General features: G+C 61.6%; 17 protein-coding genes. 7 read left to right on the top strand and 10 right to left on the bottom strand.

The features are described 5' to 3' along the window. Window positions 1–5: 5 nt before the first annotated feature. A complete protein-coding gene (gene arcD, locus B9N88_RS18920; RefSeq protein ID WP_027605561.1) occupies window positions 6–1,433 on the bottom strand; it encodes an arginine-ornithine antiporter in 1,428 nt (475 codons plus the stop codon). Between the two features lie 442 nt (window positions 1,434–1,875). On the opposite strand from arcD (B9N88_RS18920), the gene arcD (B9N88_RS18925) reads away from it, so the two are divergent. Further along, on the top strand, window positions 1,876–3,303 hold the full coding sequence (gene arcD, locus B9N88_RS18925) for an arginine-ornithine antiporter (protein ID WP_027605562.1): 1,428 nt from the start codon (window positions 1,876–1,878) through the stop codon (window positions 3,301–3,303). A gap of 107 nt (window positions 3,304–3,410) precedes the next feature. On the opposite strand, the gene B9N88_RS18930 is transcribed toward arcD (B9N88_RS18925), so the two are convergent. From B9N88_RS18930 to B9N88_RS18960, 7 genes are all read right to left on the bottom strand, one after another. Next, a complete protein-coding gene (locus tag B9N88_RS18930; RefSeq protein WP_027605563.1) occupies window positions 3,411–4,760 on the bottom strand; it encodes a CoA transferase in 1,350 nt (449 codons plus the stop codon). 40 nt (window positions 4,761–4,800) lie between these two features. Beyond that, a complete protein-coding gene (locus B9N88_RS18935) occupies window positions 4,801–6,144 on the bottom strand; it encodes a sensor histidine kinase (RefSeq protein WP_027605564.1) in 1,344 nt (447 codons plus the stop codon). Between the two features lie 68 nt (window positions 6,145–6,212). After that, window positions 6,213–6,677: an LTXXQ domain protein gene (locus B9N88_RS18940; RefSeq protein WP_027605565.1), complete on the bottom strand. Its 465-nt coding sequence runs from the start codon at window positions 6,675–6,677 to the stop codon at window positions 6,213–6,215. Window positions 6,678–6,820: 143 nt separating this feature from the next. Beyond that, the gene (locus B9N88_RS18945) at window positions 6,821–7,498 is read right to left on the bottom strand and encodes a response regulator transcription factor (RefSeq protein WP_027605566.1); all 678 of its coding nucleotides are present in this window, start codon (window positions 7,496–7,498) and stop codon (window positions 6,821–6,823) included. Window positions 7,499–7,505: 7 nt separating this feature from the next. Next, complete coding sequence (locus tag B9N88_RS18950) at window positions 7,506–7,913, bottom strand: SH3 domain-containing protein (protein WP_027605567.1); 408 nt, start codon at window positions 7,911–7,913, stop codon at window positions 7,506–7,508. Window positions 7,914–8,019: 106 nt separating this feature from the next. Further along, window positions 8,020–8,319 (bottom strand): YciI family protein, encoded by a 300-nt coding sequence (locus tag B9N88_RS18955; RefSeq protein ID WP_027605568.1) that lies wholly within the window; start codon window positions 8,317–8,319, stop codon window positions 8,020–8,022. A gap of 1 nt (window position 8,320) precedes the next feature. After that, window positions 8,321–8,917, bottom strand: coding sequence for a septation protein A (locus tag B9N88_RS18960; RefSeq protein WP_027605569.1), 597 nt, complete (start codon window positions 8,915–8,917; stop codon window positions 8,321–8,323). 87 nt (window positions 8,918–9,004) lie between these two features. Between B9N88_RS18960 and B9N88_RS18965 the strand changes: the two genes are divergently transcribed. The 5 genes from B9N88_RS18965 to rluB all read left to right on the top strand — a co-directional run bounded on the left by B9N88_RS18965 (window position 9,005) and on the right by rluB (window position 13,796). Further along, complete coding sequence (locus B9N88_RS18965; RefSeq protein WP_027605570.1) at window positions 9,005–9,868, top strand: PHP domain-containing protein; 864 nt, start codon at window positions 9,005–9,007, stop codon at window positions 9,866–9,868. 13 nt (window positions 9,869–9,881) lie between these two features. Next, a complete protein-coding gene (locus B9N88_RS18970; RefSeq protein ID WP_027605571.1) occupies window positions 9,882–10,511 on the top strand; it encodes an L-threonylcarbamoyladenylate synthase in 630 nt (209 codons plus the stop codon). A 120-nt stretch (window positions 10,512–10,631) separates the two neighbouring features. Next, complete coding sequence (locus tag B9N88_RS18975; protein WP_177327731.1) at window positions 10,632–11,330, top strand: segregation and condensation protein A; 699 nt, start codon at window positions 10,632–10,634, stop codon at window positions 11,328–11,330. Window positions 11,331–11,342: 12 nt separating this feature from the next. Further along, the gene (gene scpB, locus B9N88_RS18980) at window positions 11,343–12,257 is read left to right on the top strand and encodes an SMC-Scp complex subunit ScpB (RefSeq protein WP_027605573.1); all 915 of its coding nucleotides are present in this window, start codon (window positions 11,343–11,345) and stop codon (window positions 12,255–12,257) included. A gap of 291 nt (window positions 12,258–12,548) precedes the next feature. After that, entirely contained in the window at window positions 12,549–13,796 is a 1,248-nt protein-coding gene (gene rluB / locus B9N88_RS18985; RefSeq protein ID WP_027605574.1) for a 23S rRNA pseudouridine(2605) synthase RluB, read from the top strand. 125 nt (window positions 13,797–13,921) lie between these two features. Here the strand turns inward: rluB and B9N88_RS18990 are convergent, their stop codons facing one another. Together B9N88_RS18990 and B9N88_RS32675 are read right to left on the bottom strand one after the other, a co-directional pair. Beyond that, entirely contained in the window at window positions 13,922–14,881 is a 960-nt protein-coding gene (locus B9N88_RS18990; protein ID WP_027605575.1) for a M29 family metallopeptidase, read from the bottom strand. A gap of 73 nt (window positions 14,882–14,954) precedes the next feature. Continuing rightward, the gene (locus B9N88_RS32675; RefSeq protein WP_003175756.1) at window positions 14,955–15,092 is read right to left on the bottom strand and encodes a hypothetical protein; all 138 of its coding nucleotides are present in this window, start codon (window positions 15,090–15,092) and stop codon (window positions 14,955–14,957) included. A 638-nt stretch (window positions 15,093–15,730) separates the two neighbouring features. Here B9N88_RS32675 and B9N88_RS19000 point away from each other — a divergent pair. After that, window positions 15,731–17,152, top strand: coding sequence for an amino acid permease (locus B9N88_RS19000; protein ID WP_027605577.1), 1,422 nt, complete (start codon window positions 15,731–15,733; stop codon window positions 17,150–17,152). Window positions 17,153–17,199 lie beyond the last annotated feature (47 nt).

Genomic DNA, 17,199 nt, shown 5'->3' on the forward strand with positions numbered 1-17,199 from the left:
ATCAGTTACAGAGTCAGGAAGCCGTCGTAGAGGCCATAGGCAGCCACCAGGGCGCCAATGACGACTGCGGCGAAAATCAGCTTCTCGACGTTGGTGAAAATCGGTTTGCCCAGTTCATGCTTGGCCTTGGCGAACAGGATCGCGCCGGGGGCATAGAGCAGGGCGGACAACAGCAGGTACTTGGTGCCGCCGGCATAGAGCAGCCAGACCGCGTAGATCAGTGCGATCGCGCCGATAAACAGGTCTTTCCTGCGCTCCTTGAGGGCGTTTTCGTAGGTTTCGCCGCGTACCGCCAGTAGCAGCGCGTAGGCCGCCGACCACAGGTAAGGCACCAGGATCATCGAGGTGGCGAGGTAGATCAGCGACAGGTAGGTACTGGCGGAAAACAGCGTGATCACCAGGAATATCTGGACCATGGCGTTGGTCAGCCACAGGGCGTTGGCCGGCACATGGTTGGCGTTTTCCTTGCGCAGGAACTCCGGCATGGTGTGGTCCTTGGCGGCGGCGAACATGATCTCCGCACACAGCAGCACCCACGACAGCAGCGCACCCAGCAACGAGATGATCAAGCCGACGCTGATCAGCACCGCACCCCAGTGGCCCACCACATGCTCCAGCACGGCGGCCATCGACGGGTTCTGCAGCTTGGCCAGCTCCGGTTGAGTCATGATGCCCAGGGACAGCACGTTCACCAGCATCAGGAACAGCAGCACGGTGATAAAACCGATCACGGTGGCCTTGCCGACGTCGCTGCGTTTTTCGGCGCGTGCCGAGAAGATGCTCGCGCCTTCGATGCCGATGAACACCCACACGGTGACCAGCATCATGTTGCGCACCTGGTTCATCACGCTGCCCAGGTCCGGGTTCTTCACGCCCCAGATGTCAGCGGTGAAGATGTCCAGCTTGAAGGCGAACACGGCGATCAACACGAACAGCACCAGGGGCACCACCTTGGCGACGGTGGTCACCAGGTTGATGAACGCCGCTTCCTTGATCCCGCGCAGTACCAGAAAGTGCACGGCCCAGAGCAAGACCGACGCGCCAATCACCGCCGCAGGCGTATTGCCTTCGCCGAAGATCGGGAAGAAGTAACCGAGGGTGCTGAACAGGAGGACGAAGTAACCGACGTTGCCCAACCAGGCGCTGATCCAGTAACCCCAGGCCGACGAAAAGCCCATGTAGTCACCGAAGCCGGCCTTGGCATAGGCGTAGACGCCGCCGTCCAGATCAGGTTTGCGATTGGCCAGGGTCTGGAAGACAAACGCCAGGGTCAGCATGCCCACGGCGGTGATCACCCAGCCGATCAATACCGCGCCAACATCGGCACTGGCGGCCATGTTTTGCGGCAGAGAGAAGATCCCGCCGCCAATCATTGAGCCGACGACAAGTGCAACCAATGCACCCAATCGAAGTTTTCCGGGAGATTCAGACATCGCATAACTCCAATGCAGGAGAAGAGAGACCACAGAATAATTCCGTGCGCTAATCAAACAGCTGACTCAGATCACTTCATTGGCACATTCCATTGTGAATTAATGACTTAGACTGGAAAGTCGTGGGCAATAGTTTTCCGCGCAAAGGCGCTTTCCAGAGCGATCTCTGCGGTTTGGTCAATCATTTAGTGCTGCGTATGGACGTTTGAAACTAGCCCGTTTTCCCGAATGTGCAAACTTTTCGCAACGGCGACAATAAATAGCTTGGAAGCGACAAAGTATTCGGCGTATTTAAAATCTAAATAAGCCTAAACTATGCAAACTGTCATGCCGCTGAGTTATGAGCGTGGCGGTTTTATCGCTGTCTTTAATAAACGCTACACTCGCTGAGTTAATTAGTTGAGTGCACGGTTGTCCGCTCAAATCTTATTCAGGAGTCTGCATGTCTCAACCGGCCCAGAAACTTCGGCTTGGCGCCCTGATTGCCCTGGTGGTGGGCTCGATGATCGGCGGGGGGATTTTCTCGTTGCCGCAGAACATGGCCGCGCGCGCGGAGGTGGGCGCGGTGTTGATCGGTTGGGCGATCACCGCCGTGGGCATGCTGACCCTGGCGTTTGTCTTCCAGACCCTGGCCAATCGCAAGCCGGAACTGGATTCCGGGGTGTACGCCTACGCCAAGGCGGGTTTCGGCGACTACATGGGTTTTTCATCGGCCTGGGGTTACTGGATCAGCGCGTGGATGGGCAACGTCGGTTATTTCGTGTTGCTGTTCAGCACCCTCGGCTATTTTTTCCCGGTATTCGGCCAAGGCAATACGCCGGTGGCCATCGGCTGCGCATCGTTGCTGCTGTGGGCCGTGCATTTCCTGGTGATGCGCGGGATCAAGGAAGCCGCGTTCATCAACCAGATCACCACCGTGGCCAAGCTGGTACCGCTGTTGATGTTCGTGGTGATCGCCGCCGTGGCGTTCAAGGCCGATATCTTCACGGCTGACATCTGGGGCCTGGAAAAGCCGCAATTCGGCAGTGTGGTGGACCAGGTGCGCAATATGATGCTGGTCACGGTATTTGTGTTTATCGGCATCGAAGGCGCCAGTGTGTATTCGGCGCGGGCCGAGAAGCGCGCGGACGTAGGGCGGGCCACGGTGATCGGCTTTCTCGGCGTGCTGGCGCTGTTGGTGCTGGTGAATGTGTTGTCCCTGGGCATCATGAGCCAGGCGGAGCTGGCCGGCCTGCAAAACCCGTCCCTGGCCGGTGTGCTCGAGCATATCGTCGGGCCCTGGGGCGCGTTGCTGATCAGTATCGGCCTGGCGGTTTCATTGCTGGGCGCCTTGCTGTCCTGGGCGCTGCTGTGTGCCGAGATCCTCTATGCCACCGCCCATGACAAGACCATGCCGGCCTTCCTGAAAAAGGAAAATGCCAACCAGGTGCCGGTCAACGCCTTGTGGCTGACCAATGTGATGATCCAGGTCTTCCTGGTGATCACGCTGTTTTCCCACAGCACCTACACCACCCTGATCTACCTGGCGTCGTCGATGATCCTCGTGCCTTACCTGTGGTCGGCGGCCTACGCGGTGTTGCTGAGCGGGCGTGGTGAAACCTATGAAGGTGCCCACCGCCATCGCATCAAGGACCTGCTGGTGGGGTTGATCGCCCTGGGTTACGCCGTATGGTTGCTCTACGCCGGGGGCCTTAAATACCTGCTGCTGTCGGCGCTGCTGTATGCGCCGGGCGTGATCCTGTTCGCCCTGGCCAAGCGCGAACAGGGCCAGCCGTTGTTCACCCACGTTGAGAAAGGCATTTTCAGCTGCGTGATCGCCGGCGCGGGGCTGGCGGCGTATGGGTTGTACAGCGGGGTGTTGTCGTTGTGATGGGATGACGGTACTGGCCTCATCGGGAGCAAGCCCCCTCCCACATTTTGAATATGTTCACCCATCAAAGTGTGGGAGGGGGCTTGCTCCCGATAGCGGCCGTCAAGTCACCATTGAGGCCGGTGGGAGCCCAATTCTCCCGCCGGCAAATCCCATTGCAATGGCGTACCGCTGATGGTCAGCGGGGGCAGCAGCCGATAGGCCTGGCCCCAGGCGGTCTGTTCGACGACCAGGCCTTGATCCCCTGGTTCTTCCTCGCGCAACGCCGGTTGGTCGGGCACTTGGCCTGCTTGCACCAGTAACGTTGCGGTGCGTGCCAACGACAACCGCGCCGAACCACCGCGCCCCGACTGCAACCGTTCGCCCAGCGCCTGAATCGCACTGGCCGCCATCAGATACCCGGTCGCGTGATCCAGCGCCTGCAACGGCAGTGGCAGCGGTTTATCCGCGTGTTTCCAGAGCATGCCGGCCTCGGCGATCCCGCTGCTCATCTGCACCAGGCTGTCGAAGCCCCGGCGATTACGCCACGGGCCGCTCCAGCCGTAGGCGTTGAGGCTGACGTCGATCAGGCCTGGGGCGAGGTGTTGCAGTTCGGGGGCGGTGTAGCCCAGATGCTCCAGGGCGTCAGCGCGGTAACCGTGGAACAGGATGTCGGCGTCCCTGAGCAAATGCTCGAAAACCCGCCGACCTTCGGGCGTTTTCAGGTCCAGGCGCGCGCAGCGTTTGCCCAGGGTCATTTCCGGGACTACGCCGGGCTCGTTCCAGGTGGGTGAGTCGATGCGCAGTACATCCGCGCCGAGGCCGGCAAGGAAACGACTGGCCACCGGGCCGGCCAATACGCGGGTCAGGTCCAGCACCTTGAGGCCGGCCAGCGGGCGTGCCAGCGAACCGTGCCAGGGTTTGTCGGTCGTGGTTTCGAAGGTCTGGCGTTGGACCAACGCCTCGGCGTTCACCGCCAACCCCTGCGGGTGCTGCTGCCAGGCTTGCCAGGCACGCATCTGCGCGGCGCAGCCACCTTGGTCGACAATCGCCTGTTCCAGTTCTGCCGCGTTCCACGCCGCGACCTTGCCGGCCATTCCGGCGCGGTCGGCGACCGTGCCCAGCACCCGTTCGGCGGCGGCACGGTGATGAGGCGCGTTGGTGTGCAGGCGAATCCAGCCATCGGCGCTGGCGTAATCGCCGGCCACCGGATCCCACAACGGTGGCACTTGCCAGCCCAGCGGGCGGATCGAGGACGAGAACCAGAAAGAGGCGAGACGCCGGTCCACACTCACGTCGGGCAGGCGCCCGGTCCGTTGCCGGATCAACTGGGCGACGGCCTGCCCGGCGGCGCCGATGCTGGCACTGGCCAGTTCGGTGACGGCGAAGGTCGAGGGCAGGGCGCCAGCCTCGGTGAAGGTCAGCGGGGTGTGGGGTAGATCGAGTGCGGCTTGGATGGGAGTCAGCAGGTCAGTCATCAAAGGCCCTCCGTAAGAGAAGGGCCACTATAGAAGATCATCACACCGGCGTGACAACTCCCGGTTCCAACGGCAGGTCGATGCTGGCGATAAAACCACCGGCTGGGTGATTGGCCAGGATCAGGCTGCCACCGTGGCGTTCGGCCGCGCGTCGCGCGATCGCCAGGCCCAGGCCGTGGCCTTGGGCGGTCTGGCCGGGAGCGCGGTAGAACGGTTCACCGAGTTGACTCAGGTGTTCGGCGTCCACACCGGGGCCATGGTCGCGCGCACTGATCAGGATACGTTCGCCCTGGAGCTGGGCGTGCAAATCGATCGGTTGCCCCGGCGGGTTGAAGCGCTGGGCATTGCGCAGCAGGTTATCCACAGCCCGTTCGATCATGGTCGGCCAGCCCTTCAGTTGCAGGTCGGCGTCGGTGCTCAGTTGCACCACCTGGTCCGGCGCGCTGAGTTGGGCATCCTTTTGCAGGGTTTTGAGCAGGGCGATGAGGTCGACGTCTTCGGCGCTGGCATTGTCGGCATCGACGCGGGCCAGTACCAGGATCTCGCTGATCAGCGCTTCCAGGCGGTCGCATTCGCGGGTCAGGCGTGGCCAGAGTTTTTCCCGTTCTTCGGGGCTGGCGCGTTCGGCCAGGGCCAGGGCGATGCGCAGGCGCGCGAGGGGCGAGCGCAGCTCATGGGACACGTCGCGCAGCAGCTGGCGTTGACTGCCGATCAGGCTTTGCAGGCGTGCGCCCATGCGGTTGAAGTCGGTGGCGAGTACGCCGAACTCATCGCGGCGGTTGGCCAGTTGCGCCAGGCTGTTCTGCTGGTAGGTGGCCTGGCCGAGGTCATGCACCGCGCCGCGCAGGCGGCTCAGTGGACGGGTGATGGACAAGGTGACGAACAGGCTGAACAAGGTCAGCACCACCAGGGCAATCACCAGTGCGCTCAAGGGCCATGCCAGGCTGCTGCGGTGCCACTCGTCCAGCTCCGGGTGCGGGATGCGGTAGATCAACAGGTAGGTGTCGCCGGTCTTCTCGCTGGTGTACTCGGCGGTCAGGCGTCGCCAGGGCAGATGGCCTTCCTTGCTGTCGTTCTGCCGGGCTTCAAAGGCAGCGGCGCGGCGCGGGAAAGTGCCGCGCACCACCGGCTCGCCGCTTTCGTTGAGCACTTGCACGTCGATGTGGTACTGGCGCTTGCGCTGTTGCAGCAGGTCCTGGGCAGCATCCTCGCCCTGGGCTTCGTAGAGCTGGGTCCACTCTTGCGCGAGGTTATTGAGGCCGGGGTGGCGGCTGAGAATCCAGGCATCCTGGTTAAGCATGTGCCCAAGCAGGATCGACAACCCGGCAACCAGGGCGATGGCCAGCCAGAAACTGGCCAGGATGCGCCAGAACAATGAACGCACAGGAAACCCTCAAACAGGAAAAGCCCAGTGGCGGTGGCCACTGGGCTGGGAGTGTTAACGCGGGGGCATTATTGCGCTTTTTGCGGCTGTTGCGCTTTCCAGGCCTGGAATTCCTTCCATTCGGCACGGCGCTGTTCTTGCTTCTTGACGATCTCGTCGAACTTCTTCTGCTGGTCAGGCTTGAGCACGGCACGGATATCGGCCTGGGTCTTCTGCTTGCCGGCGGCGATTTCATCCTGCATGGCTTTCTGGTCGGCGGCCGGGAGCTTGTCCAGGTACTTTTTGACCAGGTCTTTGCGAGCGTGCCATTGGTCACCCATCAGCTTGCCGATCTGCTCGCGCTGTTCGCGGCTCAGGTCCAGTTGGCTGAAAGGGCCGCCTTTGCCACGCGGACCGTGTTCACCGCCGTGGCCCGGGCCACCCATCATGTGCCCTTCAGGGCCGCCCATCGGGCCCGGGCCTTCAGGCAGTGCGGCCATGGCAACGGTCGGCAGGGCGGCGGCGAACATCAAAGCGATAAGGGTCTTGCGCATGGTGATTCTCCTGTCTCTATTCCGGTGAGTCCGGATGTGAGTAGATTACGGAGATCAAGGTCAGCGGCGGTCAGGTGTGGGTAAAGCTTGGGTAAAGAGGGTTTTGTTGTGAACTGACAAAACCCTGCAGGAGCGAAGGGGACTTAGAGGCTGTAGTAGTAGCCCCGGCTGCGCAACGCCACGATCCGTGGCCGGCCATCGGGGTGCGGGCCGATCTTCTTGCGCAGGTTGCTGACGTGCATGTCCAGGCTGCGATCGTAAAGGGTCAGCTTGCGGCCCAGGGCGATCTGCGCCAGTTCCTGCTTGTCCAGCGGTTCGCCGGGCTGGCGCAATAATGCTTCCAGCAGGCGGCTTTCGGAGACGGTGAGGGTGAACTCCTGCTCATCGATGCTGACCACGCCGCGCACCGGGCTGAAGCACAGGTCGCCCAGTTCCAGTTGGCTGGACACGGCGGCCGGGTGGCTGCGGCGCAATACCGCGCGCAGCCGCGCGGTGAGTTCGCGCGGGTCGCAGGGCTTGGCCAGGTAGTCGTCGGCGCCCAATTCCAGGCCGAGGATGCGGTCCAGGGGTTCGCCCCGCGCCGAAAGCATCAGCACCGGCAGCTCCGGGTGGTCGTTGCGCAATTGCTTGAGCAGCTCCAGGCCGCTGCCGTCGGGCAGCATCACATCCAGCACTACCGCTGCCGGGGCGCTGTCGGCCAAGGCCTTGCGTGCGCTCAAGCCGTCGTGGCAGGCGCGCACCTGGAAACCTTCCTGGCTCAGCCAACTGCTCAGCAGCTCGCAGAGCTCCTGGTCATCATCTATCAGTAACAGCTCGCTCATGACTCACTCAATTTAGCCATTGTCGACGGCGACGGTGCCCACCGCTGGCGAAGATCCCGCACAACAGGGCGATCAGTGCGACGGCCCCACCGGTGACGAACCATTGTTGCTGCTCGGTCAGCCAGCGGGTCAAGGCGCCGCCCTGTGCATCTTTGAGTTGCTGGGCCAGGCGTTGGTTCTCCTGGCGAAGGCGACTCAATTGAGCGCTTTCGCGGGTGGCATCCGCGCTTTGCAGTTGCTTGCTCAGTTCTTCACGTTGCCGTTCGCTTTCTTTCAAACGTTGCTGCAACTCGGTGATCTGGGCGCCGGCGCTCAAGGACAGGGGCGTGGAACTGCCGGTGCTCGAGGTTTCTTCAGCGTGGGCCGTAGCCCCGATCATTAACACTGCCAACAGACACAACTGACGTAAGCGCATCGGAACTCCTGATTCCACACGAATATTCAGAACGTTGTCGGCAGGTTGCCGAAAATAATGAGCAATTAGGAGTGCGCCGTACTCAATAGGTTCGGCGCAATCGGGATCAGGGCAGGACTTGCTTGAAGGGTTTGATCACTACGTCGGCGTAGACCCCTGCGGCGACATAGGGATCGGCCTTGGCCCAGGCCTGGGCATCGGCCAGCGAGGCAAACTCGGCGACGATCAGGCTACCGGTAAAACCGGCGTCGCCCGGGTCGTTGCTGTCCACGGCCGGGTGCGGGCCGGCCAGCACGATGCGGCCTTCGGCTTGAAGGACTTTCAGGCGCTCGACGTGGGCCGGGCGCACGGACAGGCGTTTTTCCAGCGAGTTGGCGACGTCGGTGGCAATGATGGCGTAGAGCATGTCAGTCCTCGGTTTTCGGCGTAGTAGGCTCGGTGTCATGCAGGTGGCGCGACAGGTAGATGCCCTGGGCGACCAGGAACAGCACGGTCATGCCCAGGCTGCCGAACACTTTGAAGTCGACCCAGTAGTCCTGGAAGGTAAACGCCACGAAAAGGTTGGCGGCGCCGCAGAAGATGAAAAACGCGATCCAGGCCAGGTTCAAGCGTGTCCACACCGGTTCCGGCAGGGTCAGCGCGTGGCCCATGATCCGCTTGATCAGCAGGCGATCACCGATGAAGTGGCTGCCGATGAACGCCAGGGCGAACAGCCAGTTCACCACCGGCGCTTTCCATTTCAGGAAGGTTTCGCTGTGGAAGGCCAGGGTCAGGCTGCCGAAGACCAGGCAGGCGACCAGGGTCAGCCACTGGCTTTTTTCCAGTTTGCGCTGGGAAATGAAGATGGCGCCGTAGACCACCACAGAGCTGATGATGAGCACGGCGGTGGCACTGTAGATGCCGCCGACAGTCAGCTCATGGCCGGCCAGGTCGATGACCCTGGGGTCGAGTTTGTAAACGATGAAAAACAGCAACAGCGGGATGAAGTCGATGAATTGTTTCACAGTAAGAGCCAGAAGCTGGATGTGGCGGCATAATAACAAACATCCTTGGTTGCGATAGCGCCAGCTGACTTGAGGTTACACCCCCCCGTGAATGTTGATTTGCACTGCCACAGCACGGCCTCCGACGGCGCCCTGGCGCCCGCGGTACTGGTTGCGCGTGCGTTTGAAAAAGGCGTGCGAGTCCTCTCGTTGACCGACCACGACACCCTCGAAGGCCTCGACGAAGCCCGTACAACGGCCCATGCCCTGGGCATGCAGCTGGTCAACGGGGTGGAATTGTCCTGCACCTGGGGCGGCGCCACCATTCATGTGCTCGGCTACGGCTTCGATCAAAAAGCGCCGCCGCTGGTGGAGGCTATCGCGCAATTGCACGATGGCCGCTGGCTGCGGTCCGAAGAAATAAGCCGAAAACTCAGCCTCAAAGGCATGCCCAACGCCCTCGACGGCGCCCGCGCCATCCAGCAGGAACTGGGTGACAGCGGCAACGCGCCGGCCCGTCCGCACTTTGCCGACTGGATGGTGCGTGAGGGTTTTGTCAAAGACCGCGCCGAAGCCTTTCGCAAGTGGCTGGGCGCCGGCAAGTTGGGCGATGTGAAGCAACATTGGCCGACCCTCGAAGACACCGTCGAGACCCTGCGGGCCTCCGGAGCCTGGGTCAGCCTGGCCCATCCCTGGCATTACGATTTCACCCGCAGCAAGCGTCGCAAGCTGATTGGCGACTATATTGGAGCTGGCGGTCACGCGATTGAAGTGGTCAACGGCTTTCAACCCGCCGAACAGGTGGGCAGCCTGTCGATCCTTGCTCGCGAATTTGGTCTGCTGGTCAGCGCCGGCAGTGACTTTCATGGCCCTGGCGGCTGGTCCGAGATCGGCGAGTACCGCGCGGTCCCGGAAGATTTGCCGCTGTTGTGGGGGAGATTCAAGCATGACCCCATTATTGCCACCGTCTGAACAGGTAGAACCCGTGAGTCAATTCTTCCAGATTCATCCGGAAAACCCCCAGGCGCGCCTGATCAAGCAGGCCGTAGAGATCATTCGCGCCGGCGGTGTGGTGATCTACCCGACCGATTCGTCCTACGCCATCGGTTGCCAGATCGGTGACAAGGGCGCTGTCGAGCGTGTCAGACGCCTGCGCCAGCTGGATGACAAGCACAACTTCGCGCTGATCTGCAGCGACTTGTCCCAGCTGGGCCTGTTCGCCAAGGTCGACACCGGCACCTTCCGCCTGCTCAAGGCCCACACGCCAGGGCCCTACACCTTTATCCTCAACGCGACCCGCGAAGTGCCGCGCCTGCTGCTGCACCCGAAAAAACGCACCATTGGCCTGCGGGTGCCGGAGCATCCCATCGCCCTGGCGTTGCTGGCCGAGCTGGGTGAGCCGTTGATGAGTGTGTCGCTGATCATGCCCGGCGACACCGAGCCCCTGGAAGACCCATACGAAATGCGCCAATTGCTGGAAAAACAGGTCGACCTGATCATCGACGGCGGTTTCGGCGGCAACAAGGCCTCCACCGTGATCAACCTGGCCGACGGCGAACCTGAAGTGATCCGTGTCGGTTGCGGCGATCCTGCGCCCTTTATGGCCGAGGCCTGAATGTCAGCCGTGGAAACCGTCGACAGCCAGGCGGGCGCCCAGCAGGAGCTGCCGTTTGCCATGGTCTACGGCCAGGCGGTGCTGGAAATGCCGCTGGACCTGTACATTCCGCCGGACGCCCTGGAGGTCTTCCTTGAGGCTTTCGAGGGCCCGCTGGACTTGCTGCTGTACCTGATCCGCAAGCAGAACATCAACATCCTCGACATCCCGGTGGCGGAAATCACCCGCCAGTACATGGGCTATGTCGAATTGATGCAGTCGGTACGCCTGGAACTGGCTGCCGAGTACCTGGTGATGGCCGCCATGCTCGCCGAGATCAAGTCGCGCATGCTGTTGCCGCGCGCGGAGACGGTCGAGGCCGAAGAGGACGACCCGCGCGCCGAACTGATCCGCCGCCTGCAGGAATACGAGCGCTTCAAGGCCGCCGCCGAAGGTATCGACGGCCTGAGCCGCGTCGGTCGCGACGTGGTGGTACCCAAGCTCGACGCCCCCGAGGCCCGTGCACGCAAGCTGCTGCCGGACGTGAGCCTGGAAGAGTTGCTGATGTCCATGGCCGAGGTGCTGCGCCGTGTCGATATGTTCGAGCACCACCAGGTCAGCCGCGAGGCCCTGTCCACCCGCGAGCGCATGAGCGATGTACTCGAACGCCTCAAGGGCGGCGGGTTTGTGCCGTTTGTGGAGCTGTTCACGGCGGAAGAAGGGCGCCTGGGGGTGGTGGTGACCTTTATGGCGGTCCTCGAACTGGTCAAGGAGTCCTTGGTCGAGCTGGTCCAGAATGAGCCTTTTGCGGCTATCCACGTGCGGGCGCGAGCCGAATAAAGAGCTGAAACGATGAATCTGACTGAACCCCGCGAACTGGCCCCGTTACTGGAGGCCTTTCTCCTGGCCTCGGGTAAGCCGCAATCCCTGGAGCGTCTGTTCGAACTGTTTGAGGAAGCCGAGCGCCCTGAACCGCCGGTGTTCAAGAAGGCACTGGAAATCCTGCGCAAATCCTGCGACGGCCGCGCCTTTGAACTGCGCGAGGTGGCGTCGGGTTATCGCCTGCAGATCCGTGAGAAGTTTTCCCCGTGGGTCGGCCGCCTCTGGGAAGAGCGCCCGCAGCGCTATTCACGGGCGATGCTGGAGACCATGGCGCTGATCGCCTATCGCCAGCCCATCACCCGTGGCGAAATCGAGGACGTGCGGGGCGTGGCGGTCAACAGCCATATCGTCAAGACGCTGCTGGAGCGTGAGTGGATCCGCATCGTCGGCTACCGCGACGTGCCCGGCAAACCGGCGATGTTCGCCACCACCAAGGTGTTCCTCGACCATTTCAACCTGAAAAACCTCGACGACCTGCCGCCCCTGGCCGAATTGCGCGAGATGGAGGCCGAGCCGGTGCTCGACTTCGACGACGCCCCGGTCCCGGCGAGCCTGCAGGAACTGGCCGACGCCACCGCCGAGCCGGAAGAGCCCAAGGACGAAACCAGTTTCCATACGTTGTTGCTGGAACTGGACGACATGGAGCAGGGCATCAAGACCGACTTTGATGACTTGCTGCGCGATGGTGCGGCCGAGCCGGACGCCCAGGTGAGCGTGGAGGTCGAGCCTGAACCTGAGGACGATATCCTCGGCGTGGCCGAAGCCCGCGAAAAACTCCTGGCCGCCGTCGCCGCCCTCGAACAACCGCCCCTGAGCGACGAAGAAGACGAAGCCCGGGCACTGGCCGAGGCCATCGAGGCAGAACGCCGCCAGTTCGAAGACTGACGCAGTCCAATGTAGGAGGGGGCTTGCCCCCGATAGCGGTGGTTCAGTTAAAGAGATTGAGACTGACACACCGCAATCGGGGCAAGCCCCCTCCCACAAGGGTTCAGTGGTGCCCTGGGCATCGCCGGTCGGCGGAAAAACCAATGACCTGGTGCTTATCGACTAGTCTCTGATGCGCAATGCGCGCCATGGGCGTATGATTCGCGACCCTTTGCCGACCTATTCGGCCAAAGCCCCGCTTTCAACACTCTTCAGGCCACGCCTGAATCGACCCACCGGGAGGTGCTTAAGATGAACGACAAAGACCAGAACGACAGCCAGGAAATCGGCCCTGCAGGCGAAAAGCTGCAAAAGGTGCTGGCGCGTATCGGCGTGGGCTCGCGCCGCGACGTCGAAGCCTGGATCACCCAGAAGCGCATCAAGGTCAACGGCGTCGAGGCCACCCTTGGCCAGCGCGTCGACCTGCACGATGCAATCACCATTGATGGCAAGGTCATCAAGCGTGAAGAGGCCGCCGAATCGGTGCGCCGCGTGATCATGTACAACAAGCCCGATGGCGAGATCTGCACCCGTGACGACCCGGAAGGCCGTCCGACCGTGTTCGACAAGATGCCCAAGCCCAAGGAAGGCCGTTGGATCAACATCGGTCGTCTCGACATCAACACCACCGGCTTGCTGATGTTCACCACCGACGGTGAACTGGCCAACCGCCTGATGCACCCGTCCTACGAGATGGACCGCGAATACGCCGTGCGTGTGCGTGGTGAAGTCGATGACGAGATGATCGAACGCCTCAAGGCCGGCGTGGTGCTGGAAGACGGCCCGGCCAAGTTCACCGACATCAAGCAGGCGCCGGGCGGTGAAGGTTTCAACCACTGGTACCACTGCGTGGTGATGGAAGGCCGTAACCGTGAAGTGCGTCGCCTGTGGGAATCCCAGGGCCTGGTGGTCAGCCGCCTGAAGCGCGTGCGTTTTGGTCCGGTGTTCCTCAACTCCGACCTGCCGATGGGCCGCTGGCGTGAAATGAGCCAGTACGAAGTCGACATCCTCAGCGCCGAAGTCGGCCTGACGCCGGTCGCCATGCCGCAGATGAACGCCAAGAGCAAAGACAAGCTCGATCGTATGCAGCGTAAATCGTCGCGCCCCGTGGCCCGCACCGAACGTGTTGCCCGCACCCTGCGCCCGGCGCTGGATGCACCGGCGACCGGCGGGCGTATCTCGCGTCAACCGCATATCGAAGGCGAGCGTCGCCCCACCGCGCCATCGCGCCAGGAAGGCGAACGTGCGCCACGCACCCCACGCCCAGCCGGTCGTGGTGACGCGCCAAGCGGTGGTCGCAGCAACCGTGGTGACGCCGGTCGCGGTGCTCCTGCATCCGATCACCCAGCCGACAGTGCCAACACCAAGCGCCCGGCCAAGCCCGCGCCGAAAAAGCGCCCAGGCCTGAAGCTGGTGGCGGACGAGCCATCGGGCAAGCGCCGTGGCGCACCGGCCGGTTCGGGTCAGCGTCCAGGCTTCGGTCGCAAGAAGCCGCAGTGATGTAACCGCTGCACACAAACGCCAACCCTAGGGTTGGCGTTTTTTTTTGCCTTGGAATACAGGTAAAACATGTGGGATGGGGCTTGCTCCCACAGTTGGTTCTCCATCATTTTCAAGTTCGGTGTTCAGAACGCAAAAGTGCCGTCAAACACCGGTTTGTCATCCAGCGCCAATACCCCACTGGCAAAGATCAGGTCCAGGTGATGGCTGCCTTTCTGCCCGCCACCCAAGCCCAGGTGCAAGCCGCAATGGCGCTCCTCGAACCCGGCATTGCGCGCGTACAGGTCCTTCACCCCTTCATTGGTGCCAATCCCCAGTTCCTCCACCCGGCGATTGGACGGGTTGGCATTCAGGTATTTATTGAAGTCGTCGGCCAGCCCCGGTACGTCACTGGCCACGCTGCAGATGGTCGAGTTTTCGATCCACAGTTCCAGTGGTGACTGCAGCACGCCGTACTTGCGTGCGAAGGGGATGGTGCTGAGAAAGGTGCCGACAAACCGCACCTGGCCATTGATGGCTTCGCTGTGGGTGGCGATTTCGCCGGGGGCCAGGTCGTGGTTGCCGATGCCGTTGATATTGGTCCACTTCTTGATGCTGCTCATGGGCGCCTGCAGGCGTGAGCCGTGTTTGTCGGTAAAACTCAGCACAGCGGCTTGGGACATGCGCCGGATCAGTGTGGCGTTGAGGTCGGCGATGCGCTGCGGCTCGACGCTGAAGGTGTCGTAGAAGTAGTCGCCGTAATCCTTGAACAGCAGGGATTTCTTCCAGTGTTCGGCCATCACGCCTTGCAGGGCACGGATAAAGTCCGGGCCTTCGGCGCGCGGGTTGGGCAGGGTGGAGGAATCGTAGAGGAACAGGTACAGGTCGCAGGCTTCGATGGCCTGCGCCAGGCTGTCGCTGTCGGCCAGGTCCAGGCGCTGCACCTGGAAGTTGAAACGGGCAGCGCTGCTCTGGGCGATCGCCTGGGCGATGGCGTCGTAGCGCTCGGTGTGGCCCAGCAGCACGGTGGGGCAGTTCAGGCCGCCGAGGGCCGGATGGTGTGCAAGGTAGTAGAGAAAGTGTTCAACGGCGCGGGCCTTGTCCATGACGTATGTCCTTGTGTGCCTTGGGTAAGGAGGCAGGTGCCGTGCACAGCACCTGCCGAATACGTGCCGGGTGTCAGAAAGGCCACATCGCCGTGCCAAATGGCACCACGGCATCGGCTTGCATCATTTCAACGGCGGCCTCGTGGGTCGGCGCTTCAAACCAATCGTCGAGTTGCAGTTCGGTTTCCAGGTCGTTTTCCAGTGCTTGCATGGTGTATCTCCTAGAGGACGTTGTTTGAGAACGGCTTGCCAGCGGGCTTCGCTGGGCAAGTGAAAGAACCTAGGTGAGAGTGTTTGGTAATGCAAAAAATTTATTGACACGGTCTCATTTGGATTTTTTCTTCTGTTTTTTCGCCGGCTTTTTTTCTTCAGCAAATACAGTGAGCTGGCGTCGCTAATGGTGATGAATTTTCTTACCGCCATTTTTTCAAAAACTTACAGCTGTAACGCCGATTTTCCAGGCTGTAACGATTAATTTACGTGTAGCTCGCGGCATGATTGGCCTATTTACCGCTGTAAGGAATACCTGACAGATCGTCGCACGTGCGCTGCGGGTACGGCTTGAAGCTGTCGAGCGGTGTACAATGCGCCGCGTTTTACTGTGACCCCCTTGCGTAACCACGCAAAAGGCCAAGACCTCAGGGTTTACCCACCCTGATCACTCCGCCTGGCCACGAGCCCGGCGGGTTCGATTTCGTCACAGATAAAAACAAACAGGTGACGCATGACCATTAGAAAGACGCTGTACTCCTGGTGCCTGCGCTGGGGTTTGAGCGGCGCTGCTTGAGTCGGTAATTCAAGGCAGCAACCTGCATTCAACATCATCAAACCTTGCGTGAGACCCTTTTCATGAGTGAACCCCATTCCTCTTCAGGCGAGCTGAAACGCGGCCTGAAAAATCGGCATATCCAGTTGATCGCCCTTGGTGGCGCCATCGGCACCGGCCTGTTCCTGGGCTCGGCCGGCGTGCTCAAATCCGCCGGCCCGTCGATGATCCTGGGTTATGCCATCTGCGGCTTCATTGCCTTCATGATCATGCGCCAGCTCGGCGAAATGATCGTCGAAGAGCCGGTCGCCGGTTCCTTCAGCCACTTTGCCCACAAGTACTGGGGCGGTTTCGCCGGCTTCCTGTCGGGCTGGAACTGCTGGATCCTGTACATCCTGGTGGGCATGTCCGAGCTGACAGCCGTCGGCAAATACGTGCACTACTGGTGGCCGGAGATCCCGACCTGGGTGTCGGCGGCGGCGTTCTTCGTGCTGATCAACCTGATCAACCTGGCCAACGTCAAAGTCTTTGGTGAAGCGGAGTTCTGGTTCGCCATCATCAAGGTGGTGGCCATCGTCGGCATGATCGCCCTGGGCAGCTACCTGCTGGTCAGCGGCAGCGGCGGCCCGCAAGCCTCGGTGAGCAACCTGTGGGAACACGGCGGCTTCTTCCCCCATGGCGTCAGCGGCTTGGTGATGGCCATGGCGATCATCATGTTCTCCTTCGGCGGCCTGGAAATGCTCGGCTTTACCGCCGCCGAAGCCGACCAGCCACGCACCGTGATCCCCAAGGCGATCAACCAGGTGATCTACCGCATCCTGATCTTCTACATCGGCGCCCTGGTGGTATTGCTGTCGCTGACACCATGGGACAGCCTGCTGGCCACCCTCAACGCCTCCGGCGATGCCTACAGTGGCAGCCCGTTCGTGCAGGTGTTCTCCATGCTGGGCAGCAACACCGCCGCGCATATCCTCAACTTCGTGGTGTTGACGGCGGCGTTGTCGGTGTACAACAGCGGCACCTACTGCAACAGCCGCATGCTGCTGGGCATGGCTGAGCAGGGTGATGCGCCCAAGGCGCTGGCCAAGATCGACAAGCGCGGCGTGCCGGTGCGTTCGATCCTCGCGTCGGCGGCGGTCACGCTGGTGGCGGTGTTGATGAACTACTTCATCCCGCAACATGCGCTGGAATTGCTGATGTCCCTGGTGGTGGCCACGCTGGTGATCAACTGGGCGATGATCAGCTTCTCCCACTTCAAGTTCCGCCAGCACATGAACCGCACCGGCCAGGTGCCGCTGTTCAAGGCGCTGTGGTACCCGTATGGCAACTATGTGTGCCTGGCGTTCGTGGTGTTTATCCTGGTGATCATGCTGATGATTCCGGGAATCCAGGTGTCGGTGTACGCGATCCCGCTGTGGGTGGCGTTTATGGCTGTGTGTTATTGGATCAAGAACAAGCGCAGTGCTGAAGCGGCGTTGAGCACCGCGAGTGCAGCGTTGAAGTAAACAGGCGCCTACCTGGAAAACCCCGAATCCTGCATAGGGCGCGGGGT

The sequence above is a fragment of the Pseudomonas sp. LAMO17WK12:I1 genome (assembly GCF_900177315.1).
GTDB classification, from domain to species: Bacteria; Pseudomonadota; Gammaproteobacteria; order Pseudomonadales; family Pseudomonadaceae; genus Aquipseudomonas; species Aquipseudomonas marginalis.

Coding starts and splice junctions, on each gene's coding strand:
- arcD (WP_027605561.1), bottom strand. CDS start 1,433: ATGTCTGAATCTCCCGGAAAACTTCGATTGGGTGCATTGGTTGCACTT.
- arcD (WP_027605562.1), top strand. CDS start 1,876: ATGTCTCAACCGGCCCAGAAACTTCGGCTTGGCGCCCTGATTGCCCTG.
- B9N88_RS18930 (WP_027605563.1), bottom strand. CDS start 4,760: ATGACTGACCTGCTGACTCCCATCCAAGCCGCACTCGATCTACCCCAC.
- B9N88_RS18940 (WP_027605565.1), bottom strand. CDS start 6,677: ATGCGCAAGACCCTTATCGCTTTGATGTTCGCCGCCGCCCTGCCGACC.
- B9N88_RS18945 (WP_027605566.1), bottom strand. CDS start 7,498: ATGAGCGAGCTGTTACTGATAGATGATGACCAGGAGCTCTGCGAGCTG.
- B9N88_RS18950 (WP_027605567.1), bottom strand. CDS start 7,913: ATGCGCTTACGTCAGTTGTGTCTGTTGGCAGTGTTAATGATCGGGGCT.
- B9N88_RS18955 (WP_027605568.1), bottom strand. CDS start 8,319: ATGCTCTACGCCATCATTGCCACCGACGTCGCCAACTCGCTGGAAAAA.
- scpB (WP_027605573.1), top strand. CDS start 11,343: ATGAATCTGACTGAACCCCGCGAACTGGCCCCGTTACTGGAGGCCTTT.
- rluB (WP_027605574.1), top strand. CDS start 12,549: ATGAACGACAAAGACCAGAACGACAGCCAGGAAATCGGCCCTGCAGGC.
- B9N88_RS18990 (WP_027605575.1), bottom strand. CDS start 14,881: ATGGACAAGGCCCGCGCCGTTGAACACTTTCTCTACTACCTTGCACAC.
- B9N88_RS32675 (WP_003175756.1), bottom strand. CDS start 15,092: ATGCAAGCACTGGAAAACGACCTGGAAACCGAACTGCAACTCGACGAT.
- B9N88_RS19000 (WP_027605577.1), top strand. CDS start 15,731: ATGAGTGAACCCCATTCCTCTTCAGGCGAGCTGAAACGCGGCCTGAAA.